Origin of the sequence: Terribacillus aidingensis, from assembly GCF_040703035.1 — a bacterium.
Taxonomy (GTDB): domain Bacteria; phylum Bacillota; class Bacilli; order Bacillales; family Amphibacillaceae; genus Terribacillus.
Map to the genome: position 1 here is coordinate 3,546,623 of NZ_CP159996.1, position 18,912 is coordinate 3,565,534.

Consider the following 18,912-nt stretch of genomic DNA (forward strand, 5'->3'; position numbering starts at 1 on the left):
TAAATAATGCTGTCATACAAAGCTTTGGTGCCTGAACCAAGGCATTTTTTGCTTATGACATGTACTAGCAGAAGGAGGCATTATGCAAGAGATCAAGCAATTTATCTCAACTCAGGATGACATCCAATCAGTCATCAATGGGATAAAGTCTGGGATGCACGAACAGCTTTTAACAGGATTGTCTGGTTCGGCAAGGGGAGTCCTGGCAACTGTGCTGCAGGACTCCATACGGCGAAAAGTAATCCTGGTCACACATCAGCTGACTCAGGCGCAGACACTTTATGAGGACTTATTGGAGATGAGTACGCATTCCAATGTGTACCTGTATCCTGTGAATGAATTATTAGCATCGGAAATTGCCATCTCCAGTCCGGAGCTTCGCTCACAGCGTTTAGATGCATTGCGGAATTGGATGCATAGTGAGAATGGCGTCCTAGTAGCTCCAGCTGCAGCACTAAAAAGAATACTGCCACAACCAGCTAAATGGGAAAGCTATCAGCTGGCTTTTCGTGTTGGGGAAGAAATCGATTTAGAGCACTACTTACGTGCGTTGGTCGATATGGGATACGAACGTACGGATATGGTTGCGTCTCCAGGAGAGTACAGCCTGCGCGGAGGTATATTGGATATTTATCCATTAACGGAAAACAACCCGATCAGAATCGAATTGTTCGATACAGAAGTCGATTCCATTCGTTATTTTGATTCGGACACACAGCGCTCTCTGGAGAAGAAAGACACGGTTGAAGTAGGCCCTGCAACGGAATTGCTCATCGATAACGAGGATATCGCCCGAGCAGCGGACCGATTGGAGAAAGCATTAGGGGAAACAATAGCCAAACTGCAGGCCGATGAGCATAAGCAGCAAGTTTTAGAGGCTGTCAGTCAGGATCTTGAAAGGTTACGGCAGCAAGAGCGATTTCAGGGCATGGCCAAGTATGCAGGCTATTTCTACGAGGAACCAGCTAGTCTGTTAGATTATCTTGGTGAAGGCGGCTATATCATCCTGGATGAAATGAGCCGAATCCAAGAAACAGCTAACCGGCTCGATGAAGAGGAAGCAGAATGGCATCAGAGTCTGCTGGAAGCACATCAAACAGTAAGAAAGCTGAAACTGTCGTTTGACTGGCATGAAGTACTACAGCAGATGAAGCAGCCACGTTTGTATTTAAGCGTGTTCTTGCGTCATATACCAAATACACAGCCCCAAAATATTGTGAACGTGACATGCAGGGCTATGCAGCAATTTCATGGACAGATGCATTTGCTGAAAAATGAGCTGGAACGGTGGGAAAAGAGCAATTATTCTACTATCTTAATGGCACCTACCCAGCAGCGTGCAGAGAAGATACAAGCAGTTCTGGATGATTATGATATGGAAGCAGTCATCGCAGAGCGTGTTTCCTTGCCGGTGAGCACACCGACTATCTTGATAGGTAATATCAGCAGCGGTTTTGAGCTGCCATTTCATAAGCTGGCAGTGCTGACAGAGAACGAACTGTTTAAAAAGCGTTCAGCAAGACCGAAGCGCAAGCAAAAAATATCCAACGCGGAGCGGATTAAAAGCTACCAGGAGCTTGCTGTAGGCGACTACGTTGTTCATGCAAACCATGGTATCGGCCGCTATGTTGGTATAGAAACATTGCAGGTGCAGGATCTGCATAAAGATTTCATGCTCATCCGCTATTCCGGAGACGACAAGTTATTTGTGCCAATTGATCAGATTGACCTTGTTCAAAAGTACGTTGGATCAGAAGGAAAAGAACCGAAGCTTTACAAGCTTGGCGGAACAGAGTGGAAAAAGGTTAAAAGCCGAGTCCAATCGTCAGTGGAGGATATTGCTGATGAGCTGATCAAGCTTTATGCCGAGAGGGAAGCCTCCAAAGGATATGCGTTTTCAGAAGACACCGAGATGCAGCGGGAGTTCGAAGCTGCGTTTCCTTATCAGGAAACCGAAGATCAGCTTCGTACCATTGATGAAATCAAAAAGGATATGGAACGGGAACGTCCTATGGACAGGCTGCTTTGCGGGGATGTCGGATACGGGAAAACAGAAGTGGCTATCCGTGCAGCTTTCAAAGCAATTGCGGATGGCAAGCAGGTAGCGATTTTAGTACCGACAACCATTTTGGCGCAGCAGCATTATGAGACGATTCTGGAACGATTCCAGGATCATGCGATCAATGTAGGTCTAATGAGCCGATTCCGTACGCGTAAGCAGCAAAATGAAGTTATGACCGGGTTGAAGAGTGGGGTTATCGATATTGTTGTGGGCACACACCGCCTATTATCCAAGGATATCGTATACAAAGATCTTGGCTTATTAGTGGTGGACGAAGAGCAGCGCTTTGGCGTTAAACACAAAGAAAAGCTGAAACAGCTTAAGACGAATGTTGATGTTCTGACATTGACTGCCACACCAATCCCCCGTACATTGCATATGTCCATGCTTGGTGTGCGTGATCTTTCCGTTATTGAGACACCACCTGAAAATAGATTCCCGATTCAAACGTATGTAATGGAGTACAATCCAGTCTTTATCCGCGAGGCAATCGAACGGGAAATGGCTCGGGATGGACAGGTATTCTTCCTTTATAACAAGGTAGAGAATATTGAGCGTAAAGCACAGGAAATCGCAGCTTTGGTTGATGATGCCAGAGTCGCCTTTGCGCATGGTCAAATGAACGAATCTGAGCTGGAAAGTGTTATGCTCGCCTTCCTTGAAGGGGAGTATGATGTACTTGTCAGCACGACTATCATTGAGACAGGGGTGGATATCCCGAATGTGAACACATTGATCGTTGACAATGCAGACAGAATGGGACTTAGTCAGCTATACCAATTACGCGGTCGAGTAGGACGTTCCAATCGGGTAGCATATGCTTATTTCACTTATCAGCAGGATAAAGTGTTAACAGAGGTGGCGGAAAAGCGTCTGCAGGCAATCAAGGAATTCACTGAACTTGGATCAGGATTCAAAATTGCGATGCGGGACTTGTCTATCCGCGGAGCAGGCAACTTGCTCGGTTCTCAGCAGCATGGATTTATTGATTCTGTCGGTTTCGATATGTATTCCCAGATGCTTACGGAAGCAGTGGAAGCACGGAAGGCAGGTAAGCCAGCAGAAGAGATCAAACCATTCGAAGTTGAGCTTGACCTGGATATCAATGCGTATATCCCGGAGTCTTATATCAGTGACGAGAAACAGAAAATCGATATGTATAAACGTTTCCAGAGCTGTTCATCCCAAGAGGAAATCCATGATTTGCGGGAAGAACTGATTGATCGATTCGGTGATTACCCGGAAGAAGTGGCCAACCTCTTCCATGTAACTACATTGAAAATGTATGCTAAACGGGAAAAAATCGAATCCATCAGTGAGAAGAAGAAAAAACAGCGCATGGAGATCTTAGTCGATTCTAATATGAGCCAGCACGTTGACGGCAGCAAGCTGTTCGAATTCGCTAATCAATATGGCCGGATGGTCCAGCTAGGTACAGAGGACAAGAAATTGAAGATCGTCTTCAATTGGGATCGGAACTCTTATGAACGCCGGTATGAGATAGCTGAAGAATTCATACAAGCTATGCGCGAACTAAAACGAGCTAGTTAAACTTCCACTACAAAAAATCTACAGGAAATGTATAGTAATGCCGATGTGTATCATACTAACAGCACAACTGGTGAATTCTTCTTTTCTTCATAATAAGTAGAAAATATCCCAGAGCAGCTTATGATACAGAAAGAGAGGCAATGGAAGATGAAGGCTACAGGAATCGTACGTAGAATCGATGACTTGGGACGTGTTGTTATCCCGAAGGAAATACGCCGGACACTGCGCATTCGAGAGGGGGATCCGCTGGAGATCTTTGTTGACCGTGATGGTGAAGTTATCTTAAAGAAATACTCTCCGATCAGCGAGTTGGGCGATTTTGCAAAAGAATACGCAGAGGCATTATTTACTTCGATTGACCACGGAGTACTTATATGTGACCGTGATGAATACATTGCAGTTGCAGGAGAATCGAAGAAAGAATACATGAATAAAGGCATCGGGGCTGTAATTGAAAAGGCGATGCAGGAAAGATCGACTGCCACGAATAATCAAGCAGGCAGTATCGAGCTTGTAGAGGATAAGGAAGAAGACATCCAAGCATATGTGGTAAGTCCGATCATTGCAAGCGGTGACCCAATTGGGTGCGTTATTATTGTCAGCCGCAATGATGGTGAATTAAGCAAGGTAGAAGAAAAAGCAGCAGAAACAGCTGCTAATTTCCTCGCAAGACAGATGGAATAGTGAAGAAGGAATCCCGCAGCTTATTATGTTGCGGGATTCTTTTTATGCTAAGCTAATCCCAAAGAGGAGGAGAGCTTATGATAGAGGAGCATGCGAATGGTCTCTTATTAAACCGGACAACAATGCTTGGTGAAAGAAACTGGCGGGATGATGATACATATAAATTGATTTTCAGCCCTAACGGTCATGCTGTCTACCAATTTCAGGGACATAATATGCAATTGTCTGATGGTGAGGCTATGCTCCTTAATCCGCATGAGATACATAAACAGCTCCGCCATACGTCGGAGAAGTGGATTGTTGAAGTGCAGCCAGCTTTTATAACAGAAGTAGCACAGGAACTGAGCGGTAGCAGGGTAGATCCGATGTTCGCACTAGTAGCATGTAAACACCCACTTCTTCACCAATGGTTTTCTACGACTCGTCTCTACTTGGGAATGGCTGCTACAGAAAAGGAAAGTGCTCTATGGCTGGAGAATAGCTGGATTCAGCTTGCGATGGTTCTGCTCCGCCTTGTACCAGGCACCCATAGCGATAAGTGGGACATGAAAGGATATGAGCCAACTGTGCACATCGTTTTGGATGCTTTGAAACAAAGTTATCAGCAAGACTGGACACTGGATAAGATGGTACAGCTGACCCAACTAGGGAAATATCAATTCAGTCACCTTTTTAAAAAGGAAACGGGTCTGTCACCGTATAGCTGGCTCCAAATATATCGTGTCATCCAAAGTCAGAAGCTGCTCCGTCGTACCGATGCTTCCATTCTTTCCGTCGCCTTGCAAGTAGGCTTTAAGAATGTGTCTTCTTACCATGCTGTATTTCGGCGAATCTACGGTCAGACTCCTGGTTTATTTCGGAAAAGCATATGTAATGTATAGAAACAAACAATTACTAAAATACTCGCTCCGCTTATCAGGATGAGACTTCGAATAGATAGGAAGGATAAAAAGCTGGCATACAGTGCTAGTGACAAGGTATTTGAAGCGTATAGCAGTACGGCATTAGAGCTGAATGCCCTTCCTAGCATCAATTTTGGTACATGAGTCTGTATGAGATACACCCTGGTTAGGCTGCTCACAGGAAGACCTATACCGATAAGGATAGCGCCGACAAAGAAGAAGGGTTCCTTGTAAGCTAAACCGATTATACAGATTCCTGCACCCCATATAACGCATCCTAGTACATATTTTTTCATGTCCAATCGTTTTATCAGTATAGGAATTAGAATGCTGACAATTGTCGCTCCGATGCCAAATACAATCTGAAGTGCGTTATACCACGGCTCGCCATTTTCCGTAATTTCCTCGAATGCGAGCAAAATTCCAACCTGCCATACCCAAGTGTTGAAAAAGACTACGAAAAAGGTAGTAATGAATAGATGCACTAGGGCAGGCTTTTTTCTTACCCATTTAAAGAAATCAAATAGTGACCTATAAAGCGATGCGATAGACAGTCTGACTTCCTTATCGGTCGGAGCCATAGCCGGCAAACGAGAAAGACAGAGAGCACTAATAGCATAGGAAGCTGCATCTATAAAAAAAAATAGATAATATCAGCACTTGCAATCAGCCAAGCAGCGAGAACCGGACCCATTAAGGAAGCGGAACGTTGGATTGTATCCCAGGTACTATTGGCGTTAGGTAGTTCTTCTTCCGGTATTATCTCAGGGAGTACAGCTCGGTGAGCCGGATTGAAAAAGCATCCACAGCATTGAAGCAAGAAACTTCCTGCAAGAAGATAAGGGTAGGTCAGACCATCCTGTAGATAGAGAAAGATGATTATTGTAAGGATGATCAGTCTTATTAAGTCTATGATTACCATTATATTTCTTCTGTTTATATGGTCTGCTAAAGCTCCGCCGAATAATCCGAAGAGAAGGTATGGCATAGTTTCCGCAATGGCTACAATTGTTGTATGTATGCTAGAGTCAGTCATACGAAAAGCAAGAAACAGGAATGCCAACCCGGATAGGATATCACCGATGTGGGAGACTGCTCCACCTAGAAAGTAATAGACTGCATTTTTATTTTTGATAACTGCCATATACATGCTGTTCACCTCTTATCCAGCATATATCCTTAATGGATGAAGGTCGTATTGAATCTTGCTCAAAGTTAAAGCAGGATATGGCATATGGTATAATCCCAATAGGAAAAGTTTGGAGGAATCATTGAATGGGGTTAGGGATGAAGCGGCTGTTTCACGGTGCTTTTGTGCTGGCGGTCGCTGGTTTGATCAGTAAGATTTTAAGTGCGGGCTATCGGGTCCCGTTTCAAAATATAGTAGGCGATAAGGGCTTTTATATTTATCAGCAGGTATATCCATTCCTTGGGATAGCGGCAAGCCTTGCTCTATACGGTATTCCGGCAGCTGTGTCCAGATTAGTTGCTGATCGTTATCGCAGCACATCGCCGTCTCTTCGTTCGTTCTATTTACCGGTAGGGACTTTCTTGCTCGGTCTGGCTGTGATTACCTTTGCTTTGCTGTATATGCTAGCACCGCAAATAGCCGAATCGATGGGCGATAAAGCTTTGGTGAAACCACTCCAAGCAGCGGCTTTTATTTTCTTGGCAGTTCCGTTCACTTCGATTCTGCGAGGCGTTTATCAAGGAAAGCAGAATATGACGCCGACAGCTGTTTCACAAGTAGTGGAGCAGCTAGTCCGCGTAAGTTTGCTTCTTGCTGTCACTTTCCTGCTTGTCCGTTCAGGGAGTGATTTGTATGACATAGGAGCTAAAGCTGCAATGGCATCTTTAGCAGGGGCGTGCTTTGGTATTGTAGTACTTAGCTTTTATATGAGAAGAGAACCGATTATTTCTTCTGTGGAGCAGCGGCTTCCGTGGGGATATATCATAAAGACGATCCTCGTATACGGCCTTTTTATTTGTCTAAACTATATGCTATTGCTGTTATTGCAGTTTGCCGATGCTTTTACGCTCGTTTCCGGATTGCTGTCACATGGTTTGAGTTTGGATGAAGCACGTGAATGGAAAGGGATATATGATCGCGGACAGCCGCTAGTACAATTAGGTATCGTCGTCGGCTCCTCCCTGGCATTAGCATTCGTACCGTCTATAACAAAGGATCAGCTGATCAGTGAGAAGAAAGCGGTCCTTCATTTGCTGCATAGCGGGTGGAAACTAAGCTTCCTGTTATCAATTGCAGCTACAGCTGGATTAGTCGCTCTGCTCCCATTAGTCAATGAATTGCTGTTTAAGGACGATGTTGGTACATATTCTTTGCAAGTATTCACGCTGACGATCTTTGTTTGTTCCCTCACATTGACTACTGCTTCCATGTTAGAGACTTTAGGGAAATGGAAGCAGACAGCTGCTATAATCGCGGCCGGTTTTATTCTCAAGTGGTTTATGAATGTATGGCTCGTTCCGATTTACGGCATCTTGGGTGCTTCATTGGCGACTGTCATTACTGTAACATGCATATTAGCTTGCAATATGTATTTGCTTAAACGGCATCTGCCGGAGATTAAATTATTCCAGCTTCCATGGAAAAGTCTATTTGTCGGATTGCTGTTCATGCTTGTCGCAGTAGGACTTTTATATGTAGCTACCGTCGAATTGTTTCACGTGAAAACACGAATTTTGTTATTAGGGTATGTATTGTTTGCGGTTATGGCTGGTGCTTTATTGTATGGAATAACCTTAATTAGGACTGGGGCATTCAATCGGGCAGAGTTAGAATCATTGCCGTTCAGCAAACATTTACTGCGCTTAGAAGGGAGAAAAGAAAAATGAAACATACCATTGAAGTTGTCGGTCTTGGTGGTGGTGATATAAATCAGTTGTCACTAGGAATCTACAAGAAGTTAAAAGAGCATGGACAACCAATCTTTGTAAGAACGAAGGACCATCCTGTCGTCAGAACACTGGAGGAAGAAGGGGTGGAGTTCCATTCCTATGACGAAATCTACGAAAATTATCCTGATTTTCAATCGGTTTATGAAGAGATAGCTAACAGCTTGTTTCGGCAAGCAGAAGAAGGGTCATTGATTTATGCAGTTCCCGGTCATCCGATGTTAGCAGAAATGACAGTTCAGCTGCTGCTTGCTCAGCAAGAAGTGGACGTAAAGATTATTGGGGGGCAGAGCTTTTTGGATGATTTGTTCTCTGCTCTGCGAATTGATCCTATTGATGGTTTTCAATTCGTCGATGCGACGTCATTCAAGCGTGATGAGCTGGAATACAGACAACACCTCATTTTCTGCCAAGTATATGATCAAATGGTGGCATCGGAAGTAAAACTGGAGTTATTGGAAGATTTACCGCCGGAATATCCAATTACGATTGTGGATGCAGTAGGCAGCTCGGATGAGAGTATCAAGACTGTAATGCTGGAGGATCTGGACAGGAGCGTAGAATTCAGTAACTTGATGAGTGTGTATGTACCGCCAGCAGTATCTTTGGAGATGAACCACAAATTCTATCGATTGCGTGAGGTAATTCAGACGCTGAGGGGTCCGGGCGGCTGTCCATGGGATCAAAAGCAAACACATGAATCCTTGAGGAAGTACTTGATTGAAGAAGCTTACGAGCTTATTGATGCCATCAATAAGGAAGATGATGAAAATCTTATTGAGGAATTAGGAGATGTACTGCTCCAGGTTATGCTGCACAGTCAGATTGGAGAAGATGATGGTTATTTCTCTATTGAAGATGTCATTCGAAGTGTGACCGAAAAAATGATCCGCCGTCATCCACATGTTTTCGGAGAGGCAGTTCTGGAGACTGAAGAAGAGCTGAGCAAGAGCTGGGAAGCTATCAAGCAGGAAGAAAAGGCAGAATATAACCCTGATCAGAATGAAGAATCAATGCAGCCCGAGCTGATGAAAGCAGCAGAGATTGGCAAGCAGAAACCTTCTCCATCTAATTTGGCGCAGCAGCTGGCTGAATTCAGCAGAAGAGCATCAGTGGCAGAGGTGGATGAAAATGTCATTGGAGAGCTTCTGTTTGCTATTGCTTCTTATGCGGGCTATTATAAAATAAATCCAGAAATTGCGTTACATCAAGCAATAGAGGGAAAGAAAAGTACGGATAAGGGAAGTGAATGATATGCGTTTGGATAAATTTCTAAAAGTCTCACGATTGATCAAACGCCGGACATTGGCAAAAGAAGTGGCCGATCAAGGCCGTATCACTATTAATGGCGTTCAGGCAAAGGCTTCAACGAATGTAGCTGTTGGTGATGAGATGGCGATCCGTTTTGGTCAGAAGTTGTTAACGATCGAGGTGCAGCAGCTGAAGGAAGCAGTTAAGAAGGAAGATGCTGCGACACTGTACACAGTGAAAAAGGAAGAGCCTGTACAATAAAACCGTTCTAACCTTGTCCCTGCCTTCATAGATTGTTAGGGATAAAGGGAGGCGGTAACGATGGATCAAACCCGGAAAACCCAAGCGGATCATGATATAAAGATGTTCAATCGGAAATCGCTCGAGATCAGCGGTGTGAAGGAAGTGGACAGCTTCGACAGTGAAGAATTCCTGCTCCAGACTGAGATGGGCTATATGATCATTCGCGGGAGCAACCTGCATATGAAGAACCTTGATCTGCAGGAGGGGAAGGTATCAATCAAAGGCAAAATCCAAGAGCTATCCTATTTGGATGAGCATCATGGGGAGAAGGCTAAAGGAATCTTTAGCAAGCTCTTCAAATGACGCTCACTGTCCAATTCCTCACCATCGTGTCGATGATTGCCGGCGGGGTTTATCTTGGCGCAGCCATGGATACATTCCGCCGCTTCGAACGACACTGGAAAAAGCAGGTCTTCATGCGTTACATCATGGAATGCGGGTTCTGGCTGCTGCAGACGTTGCTATTGTTTTCCTTGCTGTTTCAAGTGAATCAGGGGGAAATGCGCTTTTATATACTTTTAGCATTGTTATGTGGCTTTGCAGGATATAGAGCTTTATTCCAGACAAGTTATCGACGAGTGCTTGAATGGCTAATCCGTGTCATCCGGCGGACTATCCTGATTGTCAGAAGGATTTTACAGGTACTTATCTTTACACCAATACGTTTGCTGCTGCAAGGGCTCCTGCTGCTGACAGGAGGAATAGTGACCCTGATATGGAGATTGATACGTTTGGTTTTGGTTATCCTCTTCTATCCAATCCGTCTGATCGGGCGGCTGGTATGGAGAATGACGCCAAGTAAGCATAGAAAAATTTACTCCAAATTAGCAGGTATATATAGTAAAATGAAGAATATAGCAAGGAAAGCACTAGATTCACTGCGCAGAGCAAGGAGGTAAAAATGGCGTGGCAAGAAAGAAACGAAATGTAACGAAGATGGAGTCCAACTACACGAGACAATACGATGCATATACGGAACGGCAGCGAAAAAAACAGAAAAGACTCTTTCGGCGTTTGATCTTGTTCGCCGCTTTTGCAGTTGTTCTGCTTGGATTAATGACAGGTTATCATATTCATCAGCGAGGTGTTTATGCTTCTAAGCAAGCAGAATATAAAGAGAAGCAGGAAGAGTTGGCCAGCTTGCAGAAGAAGGAAGAGGATCTCAAGGAGGAAATCGAACTTTTGAACGATAAGAGTTATGTACTGGAAATTGCCAGAACGAACTACTTCTATTCAAAAGACGGTGAAACCATCTTTAAAATCACCGAAGAGGAACCCTCTTATTGACACCCTTTTCCAAGCTTTTATATAATATATAAGAAGTATATTTCTTTCAAACTTTAAGGAGGAGCATTTTTTTTATGTCAATTGAAGTAGGCAGCAAGTATCAGGGTAAGGTAACGGGAATTACTAATTTTGGCGCATTCGTAGAACTGCCAGGAGGTTCTACCGGTCTAGTCCATATTAGTGAAGTTGCCGATAATTACGTGAAAGACATTAATGAACATTTGTCTGTTGGTGATATGATCACAGTCAAAGTCATTAATGAAAAGGACGGAAAGATTGGACTTTCTATCAAGAAAGCGAAAGATAATCCGCCACCAGCACGTCGTAATAACAACAACAGAGGTTCCGGACATGGCGGCGGTCATCGTGAGCGCACCGAAACTTTTGAAGCAAAAATGAATCGCTTCTTGAAGGATTCAGAGGACCGTCTGGCGTCCCTTAAGAAACACACAGAATCAAAACGTGGTGGCAGAGGCGCTAAAAAAGGTTAAACTTGCTGTCTATATATTGGGATTTGATAAAATGCAAATCTTGAGATATAAAATAATGAATCGGATGCAAAAAAGCATCCGATTTTTTTATGTAAATATATATACAAAAAAACAAGGAATGCGATTTGCATTCCTTGTTTAGGGATAGCGGCGGAGGGGATCGAACCCCCGACCTCACGGGTATGAACCGTACGCTCTAGCCAGCTGAGCTACACCGCCATATAAATGAATTGTTTAGAAGCACAAGGAATATAATACAATAGCCTGGACTATATGTCAACAACAATTTTATCGATAACGATTAACAGGAAAAATACGGTATAGTAAGACTATAGATTAGGGGAGGGGATCAGGATGATTTGTCTTGTCAGGCATGGAGAAACAGATTGGAATAAACTAGGAAAAGTACAGGGGAGTACAGATATACCACTGAATGAAAGAGGAATCAGACAGGCGCAAGCTACTCGTGATTATCTGGCAGGAAGTGATTTTGATCTGATCATAGCAAGTCCAATGAAGCGGGCCAGAAAGACAGCTGATATTCTTAATGAAGCATTACAGCTGCCGCTTGTAGAGATGGAAGGTTTCGTTGAAAGAGGTTTTGGCGAGGCAGAGGGACTGACTCGGGCAGAACGGGAGGCAAAGTATCCTAGCTGGGACTTCCCTGGTATGGAATCATGGGAGGACTTAGTAGAACGTGTCATGCTGGCTTTGCGGGAAGTGAATGCGAAGTACGGTGATAAGAAGGTGCTGCTCGTTTGTCATGGCGCCGTCATCTCAGCCATACTATCTACTATCTCAAATGGAGAAATTGATACTGAAAATACACATCTAGTCAACGCTTGCTTGAGCAATATCCAGTTTATCGAAGAAAAGTGGAAGGTACATGATTATAACCTTTCCGAACATCTGGCCAATATATAAAAAAAACCTGCATCCATTACGGATGCAGGTTTTTCTATTAATGCGTTTCGGAAGGTTTTCCGACAGGTGTTGTAGTAGCTGTTGATTGTTCCTGTTCAATCTCATCTGCAGGGCGAACCTTTTTCAGGAAGAAGGAAAGGATGAAACCGACAGCTGCGATAAGTGTAGCAATCCAGAAGGCATCATTGATACCTTCAATGGAACCTAGCAATGTAGCTTGCTGCTGCGGTGTGCCAGACGTCATCAGGTCTGTAACGTGTTCCTTTGTTTGAGTAGAGAACACAGTAACCAGCAATGCAGTACCGATTGCACCTGCCATCTGACGAAGTGTGTTCGCCATCGCTGTACCGTGAGCGTAATACCGTTTAGGAAGTTGATTCAAACCAGCTGTCATAATTGGCATCATAACCATGGATACACCGATCATACGGAAGGTATAGACAGTCATCATATACGTGTAAGTTGTATCAATAGACAACGTACTTAGGAAGTAAGTTGTGATTGTTGTAATCAATAGTCCGATCAATGCCAGCGGACGAGCACCGATCTTATCAAACAATTTACCAGTAATCGGCGACATGATCGCAGAAACCAGAGCACCAGGCAGTAGCAATAGACCTGATTTAAGCGGTGAATAACCTAGCATATTCTGTGTGAAAATCGGGATCAATAGCATCGCTGCAAACATAGCCATTGTAATAACGACGTTGATTGTAGTCGATAGAGAGAACATCCAGTATTTGAATACACGGAACTCGAGCATTGGTTTTTTGATTGTCAATTGTCGGATGATGAAGATGAGTAAGGATATACCACCCACTACAAGTGTAGTGATAACCGGTGCGGAATCCCAGCCTTTATCTCCGGCAACACTAAAGCCATACAACAAGCCGCCGAATCCGATGGTGGAAAGGATGACGGATAAGACATCAACTGATGATTTCTGAGTTTTCGTTACATTTCGCAGGATGAATACTGCAAGAATGATATCGATGATAGCGATAGGCAGAATGATGAAGAATAACCATCTCCATGATACGTGCTCAACTACAAAACCAGAAAGTGTAGGTCCGATTGCAGGTGCGAACATCATCGCTAGACCGATTACACCCATGGCGCTTCCTCGTTTTTCAATTGGGTAAAGGCTCAATACAGTATTGAATAACAATGGCATCATGATACCAGCGCCGGCTGCTTGTACGATACGACCGATTAAGATTGTTGTAAAATCAGGTCCGACTCCACAAATAAGTGTTCCGATTGCGAACAAGCTCATTGCAGTGATAAATAGCTTACGAGTTGTGAATCTTTCCATAAAGAAGGCAGTAATCGGAATTAAAATACCATTTACCAGCATAAATGCTGTTGTCAGCCATTGTGCTGAGTTTTCTTCTATATCCAAATCCACCATCATGACAGGTAACGCGATGTTCATCAGTGTCTGGTTCAGGATAGCTACGAAAGCACCCAAAACCAAGATAGCGACTATCGGGCCTCTGGTTAATGATTCTGGATTAACATAGGCTGAACGATCTTTCATGTTGTTTCATCTCCTTGAGTTGTTATCTTTTTCAGCAAACGGCTGTGAAGAGACAATAAAGTCTCCACTTCCTCCGTGCTGAAGTCTGAAATGTTCCCCAGTCTTTGCAAATAGGTTCGGTAGGCTGTCTTTTTCTGCTCCAGTCCCTTTGGAGTTAGTGACAGAACGATTGCGCGGCGGTCATGGGTAGAGCGCTCTCGTTTCACCAATTCAGCTTTAACAAGCCTTTCAACCGTTTCGCTTACTGTACTCTTGCTTCCATTCACCTTTTGGGCAAGGTCGTTCAAGCCAGTTCCGGGCTCGTCCGCTAATACTTTCAGGATGTGCAGTTGAACGACAGTCACACCTAATTGATCAGCATTATGCCAAAATTGCTTATGAAAAGCTTGATTCAGACATCGAAACGATTGGATCACTTGGCTGATTTTTTCCTCATCAGTCAAAGTTGTCATCCCCTCAACAAAAAAATAGTTCGTATGCGAACTGTTTCAGTAGGAACTATTCTACTCCTCTTTCACAAAAATGCAATATAGAAGTTTTATGGAAAACGCTTCCTATAAAAAATAAAAGTTTTCTGACAAGACTTACGAAACCAGAGCTAAATACGACAGGGAAAAATGCCGCAAAAAAGCTTAAGCTGTCCAAGTCGTGTTGAAGCCGGTGAGAAGGTATGGGATTAAGTCGAAATGTTTTTAAGTCACGCTCGGTTCTTTTGACAAATTATGAATATGGGATGTGGTTAAATGACTATATTCAAATAAGAGTTTGTCCCGGGGATTACCATAGTATGTACACAGAGCCTCGGTAAATATGAGGATAGGATAGGAGTGTTAATGAAATGGAGACAGTATCAAGAAAGAAATGGGGCATTTACGGAGTGGAGCAGAAGCGGTTGGAAAATTGGAAGAAGAAGGGATTCGATCTGGCGAAACTTCTATTGATAGAGAAGGCATGGCTTTTGGCTTTAGTAGGCTTCTTGCTTGGACGGGCTGTCGTACTGACCACTGTCTCCCCATTTGCGGCAGCATTCCTGGCATCTATCTGGCTGACAAGAAGAAAGAGAATGGTGCCAATCACATTGGCAACAATCGCTGGTGCGGGAACCTATCATTGGACACATGGACTATATATAGCAGGTACAGCATTCGTACTTTATTTCCTTGCCATGATTAGTAAGAAGATACCGCATCAAATTCGGGTCATGGCTGTACTCGTCTTTCTGGCAAGTTCCCTCCCGAGGATGCTGGCACTCTCCTATGAAAACACCTTGACCAGCTTTGACTGGATGATGATCGGCGTCGAAGGAATTCTTGGTTCTGTACTCTTTATCATCTTTATGCAAAGCATTCCGTTATTATCCATCAAAAGATATTATCCGGCATTAAAAAATGAAGAGATAGTCTGCTTGATCATTTTGCTAGCCTCAGTACTCACCGGCACGATTGGCTGGCAGATCCAAGGGGCTGGAGTGGAGCAGATATTCTCCCGCTACTTCGTATTGCTGCTGGCTTTGATCGGCGGGGCGGCAATGGGCTCGACTGTTGGGGTAGTTGCCGGCTTGATTCTCAGTCTCGCCAATGTTGCAAGTCTCTATGAGATGAGCCTCTTAGCCTTTGCTGGTCTGCTTGGCGGCTTATTAAAGGACGGGAAAAAATTCGGGGTGAGCATCGGTCTTATTATAGGAACATTACTTATCGGTGTGTATGGGCAGGAGCAGGGCATGCAGGAGGTATATCCATCCTTGCTTGCATCGGCTATTAGTATTCTGCTGCTCGTTTTGACGCCGGACAGCTGGATCCGGCGTATGTCCCGTTTCGTTCCTGGCACTGCTGAGCACAGCCAGGAACAGGAGCAATATCTTCAAAAGGTACGCGACGTTACGGCTAATCGCGTGCAGCAGTTCTCCAATGTGTTTGATGCATTGGCGAAGAGCTTCGCTACGCCTGATCGGGAGGCAGAGGATGTGCGGAATCGAGAGACTGATTTTCTGCTTGGCAATGTGACCGAGCAGACATGCCAGCTGTGCTTCAAAAAGGATCGCTGCTGGGGCGCACAGCAGTTTGATCGAACCTATCAATTAATGGAGAGTCTGAAAGAGGATATGGAGGACGGAGGGCCTCCGAATAAACTGCTGGAGCGGAACTTGGAGTCCCACTGTGTCAAATCGAAGAAAGTGATTGAAACGATGAAGCATGAGCTGAGTTTCCATCAAGCTAATCAGATGCTGCGGCGGCAGGTGCAGGAAAGCCGTCGCTTTGTTGCCGATCAGCTTAACGGTGTATCCGAGGTTATGGGCGACTTTGCAAAGGAGATCGTCAAGGAAAAGGAGAACCATGAGCATCAAGAGGTGGAGATGATGGCTGCTTTGCGGGCGGCTGGCTTAGTCGTGGACAAGCTGGATGTATTCTCCCTGACGAAAGGGAGCATCGATATTGAGATGCATGTATCTATACAAGGATACCATGGCGAGGGGCAAAAGCTAATCGGCCCTATTTTATCCGACATTCTGGGGGAGACTGTCGTCGTAACGAAGGAAGAAATAGCGCCGTTTCCGGATAAGTTCTGTTTCCTGGCGTTCTCTTCCATTAAGAAATTCGTCGTGGATACAGGTGTTGCACATGCGGCAAAAGGTGGGGGGTTCGTATCTGGAGACAGTTTTTCCACGATCGAACTAGGGGCGGGCAAGTACGCGATTGCAATCAGTGATGGTATGGGCAATGGAGACAGAGCACATGAGGAAAGCACCGAGACATTACGGCTGCTTCAGCAGATTCTGCAATCAGGCATCAGAGAAGAAGTGGCAATCAAATCGATCAATTCCATCCTCTCGCTCCGCTCCAACGAAGAGATATTCGCAACATTGGATCTGGCAGTCATCGATTTGCATGACGCAGCAGTCCAATTCCTTAAAATCGGATCGACACCTAGCTTCATTAAGCGCGGTGATCAGGTCCTTAAAATAGAGTCGGGCAACTTACCGATCGGCATCGTACAGGATCTGGAGGTGGACGTCGTACAGGAGCAGCTGCAGCCGGGTGACTTGCTCGTCATGATGAGTGACGGAATCTTTGAGGCTCCGCGGCATGTGGAGAACACGGATATCTGGCTGAAGCGGAAGATCAAGGAGATGAATACAACTGTGCCGCAGGAGATGGCAGATTTGCTCCTGGAAGAGGTTGTTCGCCACCGTGCTGGAGAAATAGAGGATGACATGACTGTCATGGTGGCAGCAATTGATCGCAATATGCCGGAATGGGCTTCCATCCCTACTTATAAAAACAAAGTGAAGGAGGCATAGCGAACGTATATTATCTCTCTTTCCCGTCGATGATGAAGATAACGAATTGGAGAAGAGGGATAACGATGAAACCGAGTACGCTGAAACAGATCCTGCTGATCACAGATGGATGCTCCAACCGCGGCGAAGATCCAGCAGCGGTCGCTGCCTTGGCTTATGCCCAACACATTACGGTTAATGTAATCGGTATTCTGGAGGAGGGGCATACGGAACATTCACTTAGCCTCGAAGAAGTGGAGAACATTGCTAAAGCAGGGGGCGGTGTCAGTCAGTTGATTTATAAGCAAGCTTTGACAGAGACAGTCCAAATGGTGACAAAACAGGCAATGACCCAGACGATCGAGGGGGTCGTTAATCGGGAATTAAAGCAAATCTTAGGGCCAGGTAATTCATTGGACGATTTGCCGCCGGAAAAAAGGGGCGATGTACTGGAAGTCGTTGAGGAAATAAGTGAAACGGCTAATCTGGAAGTGCTTATACTTGTAGATACGAGTGCCAGCATGCACCATAAGCTTCCTGTAGTAAAGGAGGCGCTGATCGATCTTTCCATTAGTATGAATGCACGCCTTGGCAATAATAAGTTTGCCATACTTGGTTTCCCTGGAAAAAGGGATCCTGCAGTCAAAGTGATGGAGTGGACGGAGCGACTGGAAAACGTGTCTTCTGTTTTTCCGAAGCTTGCTACAGGCGGAGTCACACCGACAGGGCCTGCGCTGCGGGAAGCAATTCACGAATTCAGCCGCAAATCTCTGCCAAAGCGTACAGACGGGATAGCTGAATATGAAGAATTCGGCAGCTGATTTACAACCCGGTATCCGTTTGACGGGCAAATGGCATAAAGGAAACTATCCGCTGATACGAAAACTTGGCAGCGGAGCAATCGGCACTGTTTATCTGACAAAAAGAAACGGCGTCGATGCCGCCTTGAAAATCAGTGATAAACGTACCTCAATGACGATGGAAATCAATGTACTGCAATCGCTGAAAAAGGTCCAGGGACATTTCCTAGGACCTTGTTTGTTTGATAGCGATGATTATGTCAGTCCAAGCGGCAAACTGTATACCTTTTATGTGATGGAATATATTCAGGGAAGCAAACTTGATACATACATAAAAGCAAAAGGTTCGGAGTGGCTGCCGGTATTGCTGCTGGGATTGCTGGAGGATTTGGATCACCTCCATCAAGCAGGTTGGGTTTTCGGTGATTTGAAGCTTGATAATTTGGTTGTTTGTGAAAACCCTGTTCGGCTTCGGTGGGTAGATGTAGGAGGGACAACACAGAAAGGCAGGGCAATCAAGGAATATACCGAGTTTTATGACCGAGGACACTGGGGTATGGGAAGCAGGAAAGCAGAACCCTCATACGATCTATTTGCACTTGCTATGACAGCCTTGGAAATTGTGAATGGCGGAAGATTTCTGAAAGGAGATACACCGAAAGCAGCCATAAGGGCGGCGCTATCCCGTGCTGAAAAACTGCGGCCAATCCTGGATAAGGCTTTGACAGGCAAATATTCAGACAGCGCTGCGATGAAGCAGGATCTGGTAAAGCATCTTATGAGGAGGAAGGCTCCTGCACCGGCAGCAACTCCTTCCCGAGTAGCGAAGAGCAATAGGCGCAAGACCGGTTTGGGAGAGTGTGTCGTATTAAGTGTCTATGGCATTGCTTGCTATGTCCTTTATCTGCTGCAATAAACTTTTTG

18 protein-coding genes and 1 tRNA gene are annotated in these 18,912 nt (G+C 44.8%); 14 read left to right on the plus strand and 5 right to left on the minus strand.

Going from position 1 to position 18,912, the window contains the following annotated elements; translation table 11 throughout:
- Nucleotides 1–82 precede the first annotated feature (82 nt).
- From mfd to ABXS78_RS18285, 3 genes are all read left to right on the plus strand, one after another.
- Nucleotides 83–3,613 carry a transcription-repair coupling factor gene (mfd, locus tag ABXS78_RS18275; RefSeq protein WP_366248413.1) on the plus strand — a complete coding sequence of 1,177 codons (3,531 nt, stop codon included), beginning with the start codon at nt 83–85 and terminating at the stop codon, nt 3,611–3,613.
- A 147-nt stretch (nt 3,614–3,760) separates the two neighbouring features.
- On the plus strand, nt 3,761–4,297 hold the full coding sequence (gene spoVT / locus ABXS78_RS18280; RefSeq protein WP_095224703.1) for a stage V sporulation protein T: 537 nt from the start codon (nt 3,761–3,763) through the stop codon (nt 4,295–4,297).
- A gap of 77 nt (nt 4,298–4,374) precedes the next feature.
- The gene (locus ABXS78_RS18285) at nt 4,375–5,178 is read left to right on the plus strand and encodes an AraC family transcriptional regulator (RefSeq protein WP_366248414.1); all 804 of its coding nucleotides are present in this window, start codon (nt 4,375–4,377) and stop codon (nt 5,176–5,178) included.
- On the opposite strand, the gene ABXS78_RS18290 is transcribed toward ABXS78_RS18285, so the two are convergent.
- Together ABXS78_RS18290 and ABXS78_RS18295 are read right to left on the minus strand one after the other, a co-directional pair.
- Nucleotides 5,136–5,618: a hypothetical protein gene (locus tag ABXS78_RS18290; RefSeq protein ID WP_366248415.1), complete on the minus strand. Its 483-nt coding sequence runs from the start codon at nt 5,616–5,618 to the stop codon at nt 5,136–5,138. The two genes, ABXS78_RS18285 and ABXS78_RS18290, sit on opposite strands and share 43 nt — an antisense overlap.
- 212 nt (nt 5,619–5,830) lie before the next feature.
- Nucleotides 5,831–6,349 carry an MFS transporter gene (locus tag ABXS78_RS18295; protein WP_366248416.1) on the minus strand — a complete coding sequence of 173 codons (519 nt, stop codon included), beginning with the start codon at nt 6,347–6,349 and terminating at the stop codon, nt 5,831–5,833.
- Between the two features lie 125 nt (nt 6,350–6,474).
- Here ABXS78_RS18295 and ABXS78_RS18300 point away from each other — a divergent pair, with 125 nt between their 5' ends.
- From ABXS78_RS18300 to ABXS78_RS18330, 7 genes are all read left to right on the plus strand, one after another.
- Nucleotides 6,475–8,055, plus strand: a complete 1,581-nt coding sequence (locus tag ABXS78_RS18300; RefSeq protein ID WP_366248417.1) for a polysaccharide biosynthesis protein — start codon at nt 6,475–6,477, stop codon at nt 8,053–8,055.
- Nucleotides 8,052–9,368: a MazG family protein gene (locus tag ABXS78_RS18305; protein WP_366248418.1), complete on the plus strand. Its 1,317-nt coding sequence runs from the start codon at nt 8,052–8,054 to the stop codon at nt 9,366–9,368. The genes ABXS78_RS18300 and ABXS78_RS18305 overlap by 4 nt, the downstream gene beginning before the upstream one ends.
- A 1-nt stretch (nt 9,369) precedes the next feature.
- Entirely contained in the window at nt 9,370–9,627 is a 258-nt protein-coding gene (locus tag ABXS78_RS18310; protein ID WP_038562415.1) for an RNA-binding S4 domain-containing protein, read from the plus strand.
- 60 nt (nt 9,628–9,687) lie between these two features.
- Nucleotides 9,688–9,972 carry a sporulation protein YabP gene (gene yabP, locus ABXS78_RS18315; RefSeq protein WP_095224708.1) on the plus strand — a complete coding sequence of 95 codons (285 nt, stop codon included), beginning with the start codon at nt 9,688–9,690 and terminating at the stop codon, nt 9,970–9,972.
- Nucleotides 9,969–10,568 (plus strand): spore cortex biosynthesis protein YabQ, encoded by a 600-nt coding sequence (gene yabQ, locus ABXS78_RS18320; protein ID WP_366248419.1) that lies wholly within the window; start codon nt 9,969–9,971, stop codon nt 10,566–10,568. The genes yabP and yabQ overlap by 4 nt, the downstream gene beginning before the upstream one ends.
- A 7-nt stretch (nt 10,569–10,575) precedes the next feature.
- Nucleotides 10,576–10,956, plus strand: a complete 381-nt coding sequence (locus ABXS78_RS18325; RefSeq protein ID WP_095224710.1) for a septum formation initiator family protein — start codon at nt 10,576–10,578, stop codon at nt 10,954–10,956.
- Between the two features lie 74 nt (nt 10,957–11,030).
- Nucleotides 11,031–11,447 (plus strand): S1 domain-containing RNA-binding protein, encoded by a 417-nt coding sequence (locus tag ABXS78_RS18330; protein ID WP_095224711.1) that lies wholly within the window; start codon nt 11,031–11,033, stop codon nt 11,445–11,447.
- A gap of 145 nt (nt 11,448–11,592) precedes the next feature.
- Here ABXS78_RS18330 and ABXS78_RS18335 read toward each other — a convergent pair.
- Nucleotides 11,593–11,666 (minus strand) — tRNA-Met (locus ABXS78_RS18335).
- 129 nt (nt 11,667–11,795) lie between these two features.
- On the opposite strand from ABXS78_RS18335, the gene ABXS78_RS18340 reads away from it, so the two are divergent.
- The gene (locus ABXS78_RS18340; RefSeq protein WP_366249985.1) at nt 11,796–12,371 is read left to right on the plus strand and encodes a histidine phosphatase family protein; all 576 of its coding nucleotides are present in this window, start codon (nt 11,796–11,798) and stop codon (nt 12,369–12,371) included.
- Nucleotides 12,372–12,408: 37 nt separating this feature from the next.
- Here ABXS78_RS18340 and ABXS78_RS18345 read toward each other — a convergent pair whose 3' ends face one another.
- Nucleotides 12,409–13,911 (minus strand): DHA2 family efflux MFS transporter permease subunit, encoded by a 1,503-nt coding sequence (locus ABXS78_RS18345; protein ID WP_366248420.1) that lies wholly within the window; start codon nt 13,909–13,911, stop codon nt 12,409–12,411.
- Nucleotides 13,908–14,354, minus strand: coding sequence for a MarR family transcriptional regulator (locus tag ABXS78_RS18350; RefSeq protein WP_366248421.1), 447 nt, complete (start codon nt 14,352–14,354; stop codon nt 13,908–13,910). The genes ABXS78_RS18345 and ABXS78_RS18350 overlap by 4 nt, the downstream gene beginning before the upstream one ends.
- A gap of 395 nt (nt 14,355–14,749) precedes the next feature.
- On the opposite strand from ABXS78_RS18350, the gene spoIIE reads away from it, so the two are divergent.
- The 3 genes from spoIIE to ABXS78_RS18365 all read left to right on the plus strand — a co-directional run bounded on the left by spoIIE (nt 14,750) and on the right by ABXS78_RS18365 (nt 18,904).
- On the plus strand, nt 14,750–17,209 hold the full coding sequence (gene spoIIE / locus ABXS78_RS18355) for a stage II sporulation protein E (RefSeq protein ID WP_366248422.1): 2,460 nt from the start codon (nt 14,750–14,752) through the stop codon (nt 17,207–17,209).
- Between the two features lie 65 nt (nt 17,210–17,274).
- Nucleotides 17,275–18,009 (plus strand): vWA domain-containing protein, encoded by a 735-nt coding sequence (locus ABXS78_RS18360; RefSeq protein WP_095224718.1) that lies wholly within the window; start codon nt 17,275–17,277, stop codon nt 18,007–18,009.
- A complete protein-coding gene (locus ABXS78_RS18365; protein WP_366248423.1) occupies nt 17,990–18,904 on the plus strand; it encodes a serine/threonine-protein kinase in 915 nt (304 codons plus the stop codon). Before ABXS78_RS18360 ends, ABXS78_RS18365 begins: the two co-directional genes overlap by 20 nt.
- Nucleotides 18,905–18,912 lie beyond the last annotated feature (8 nt).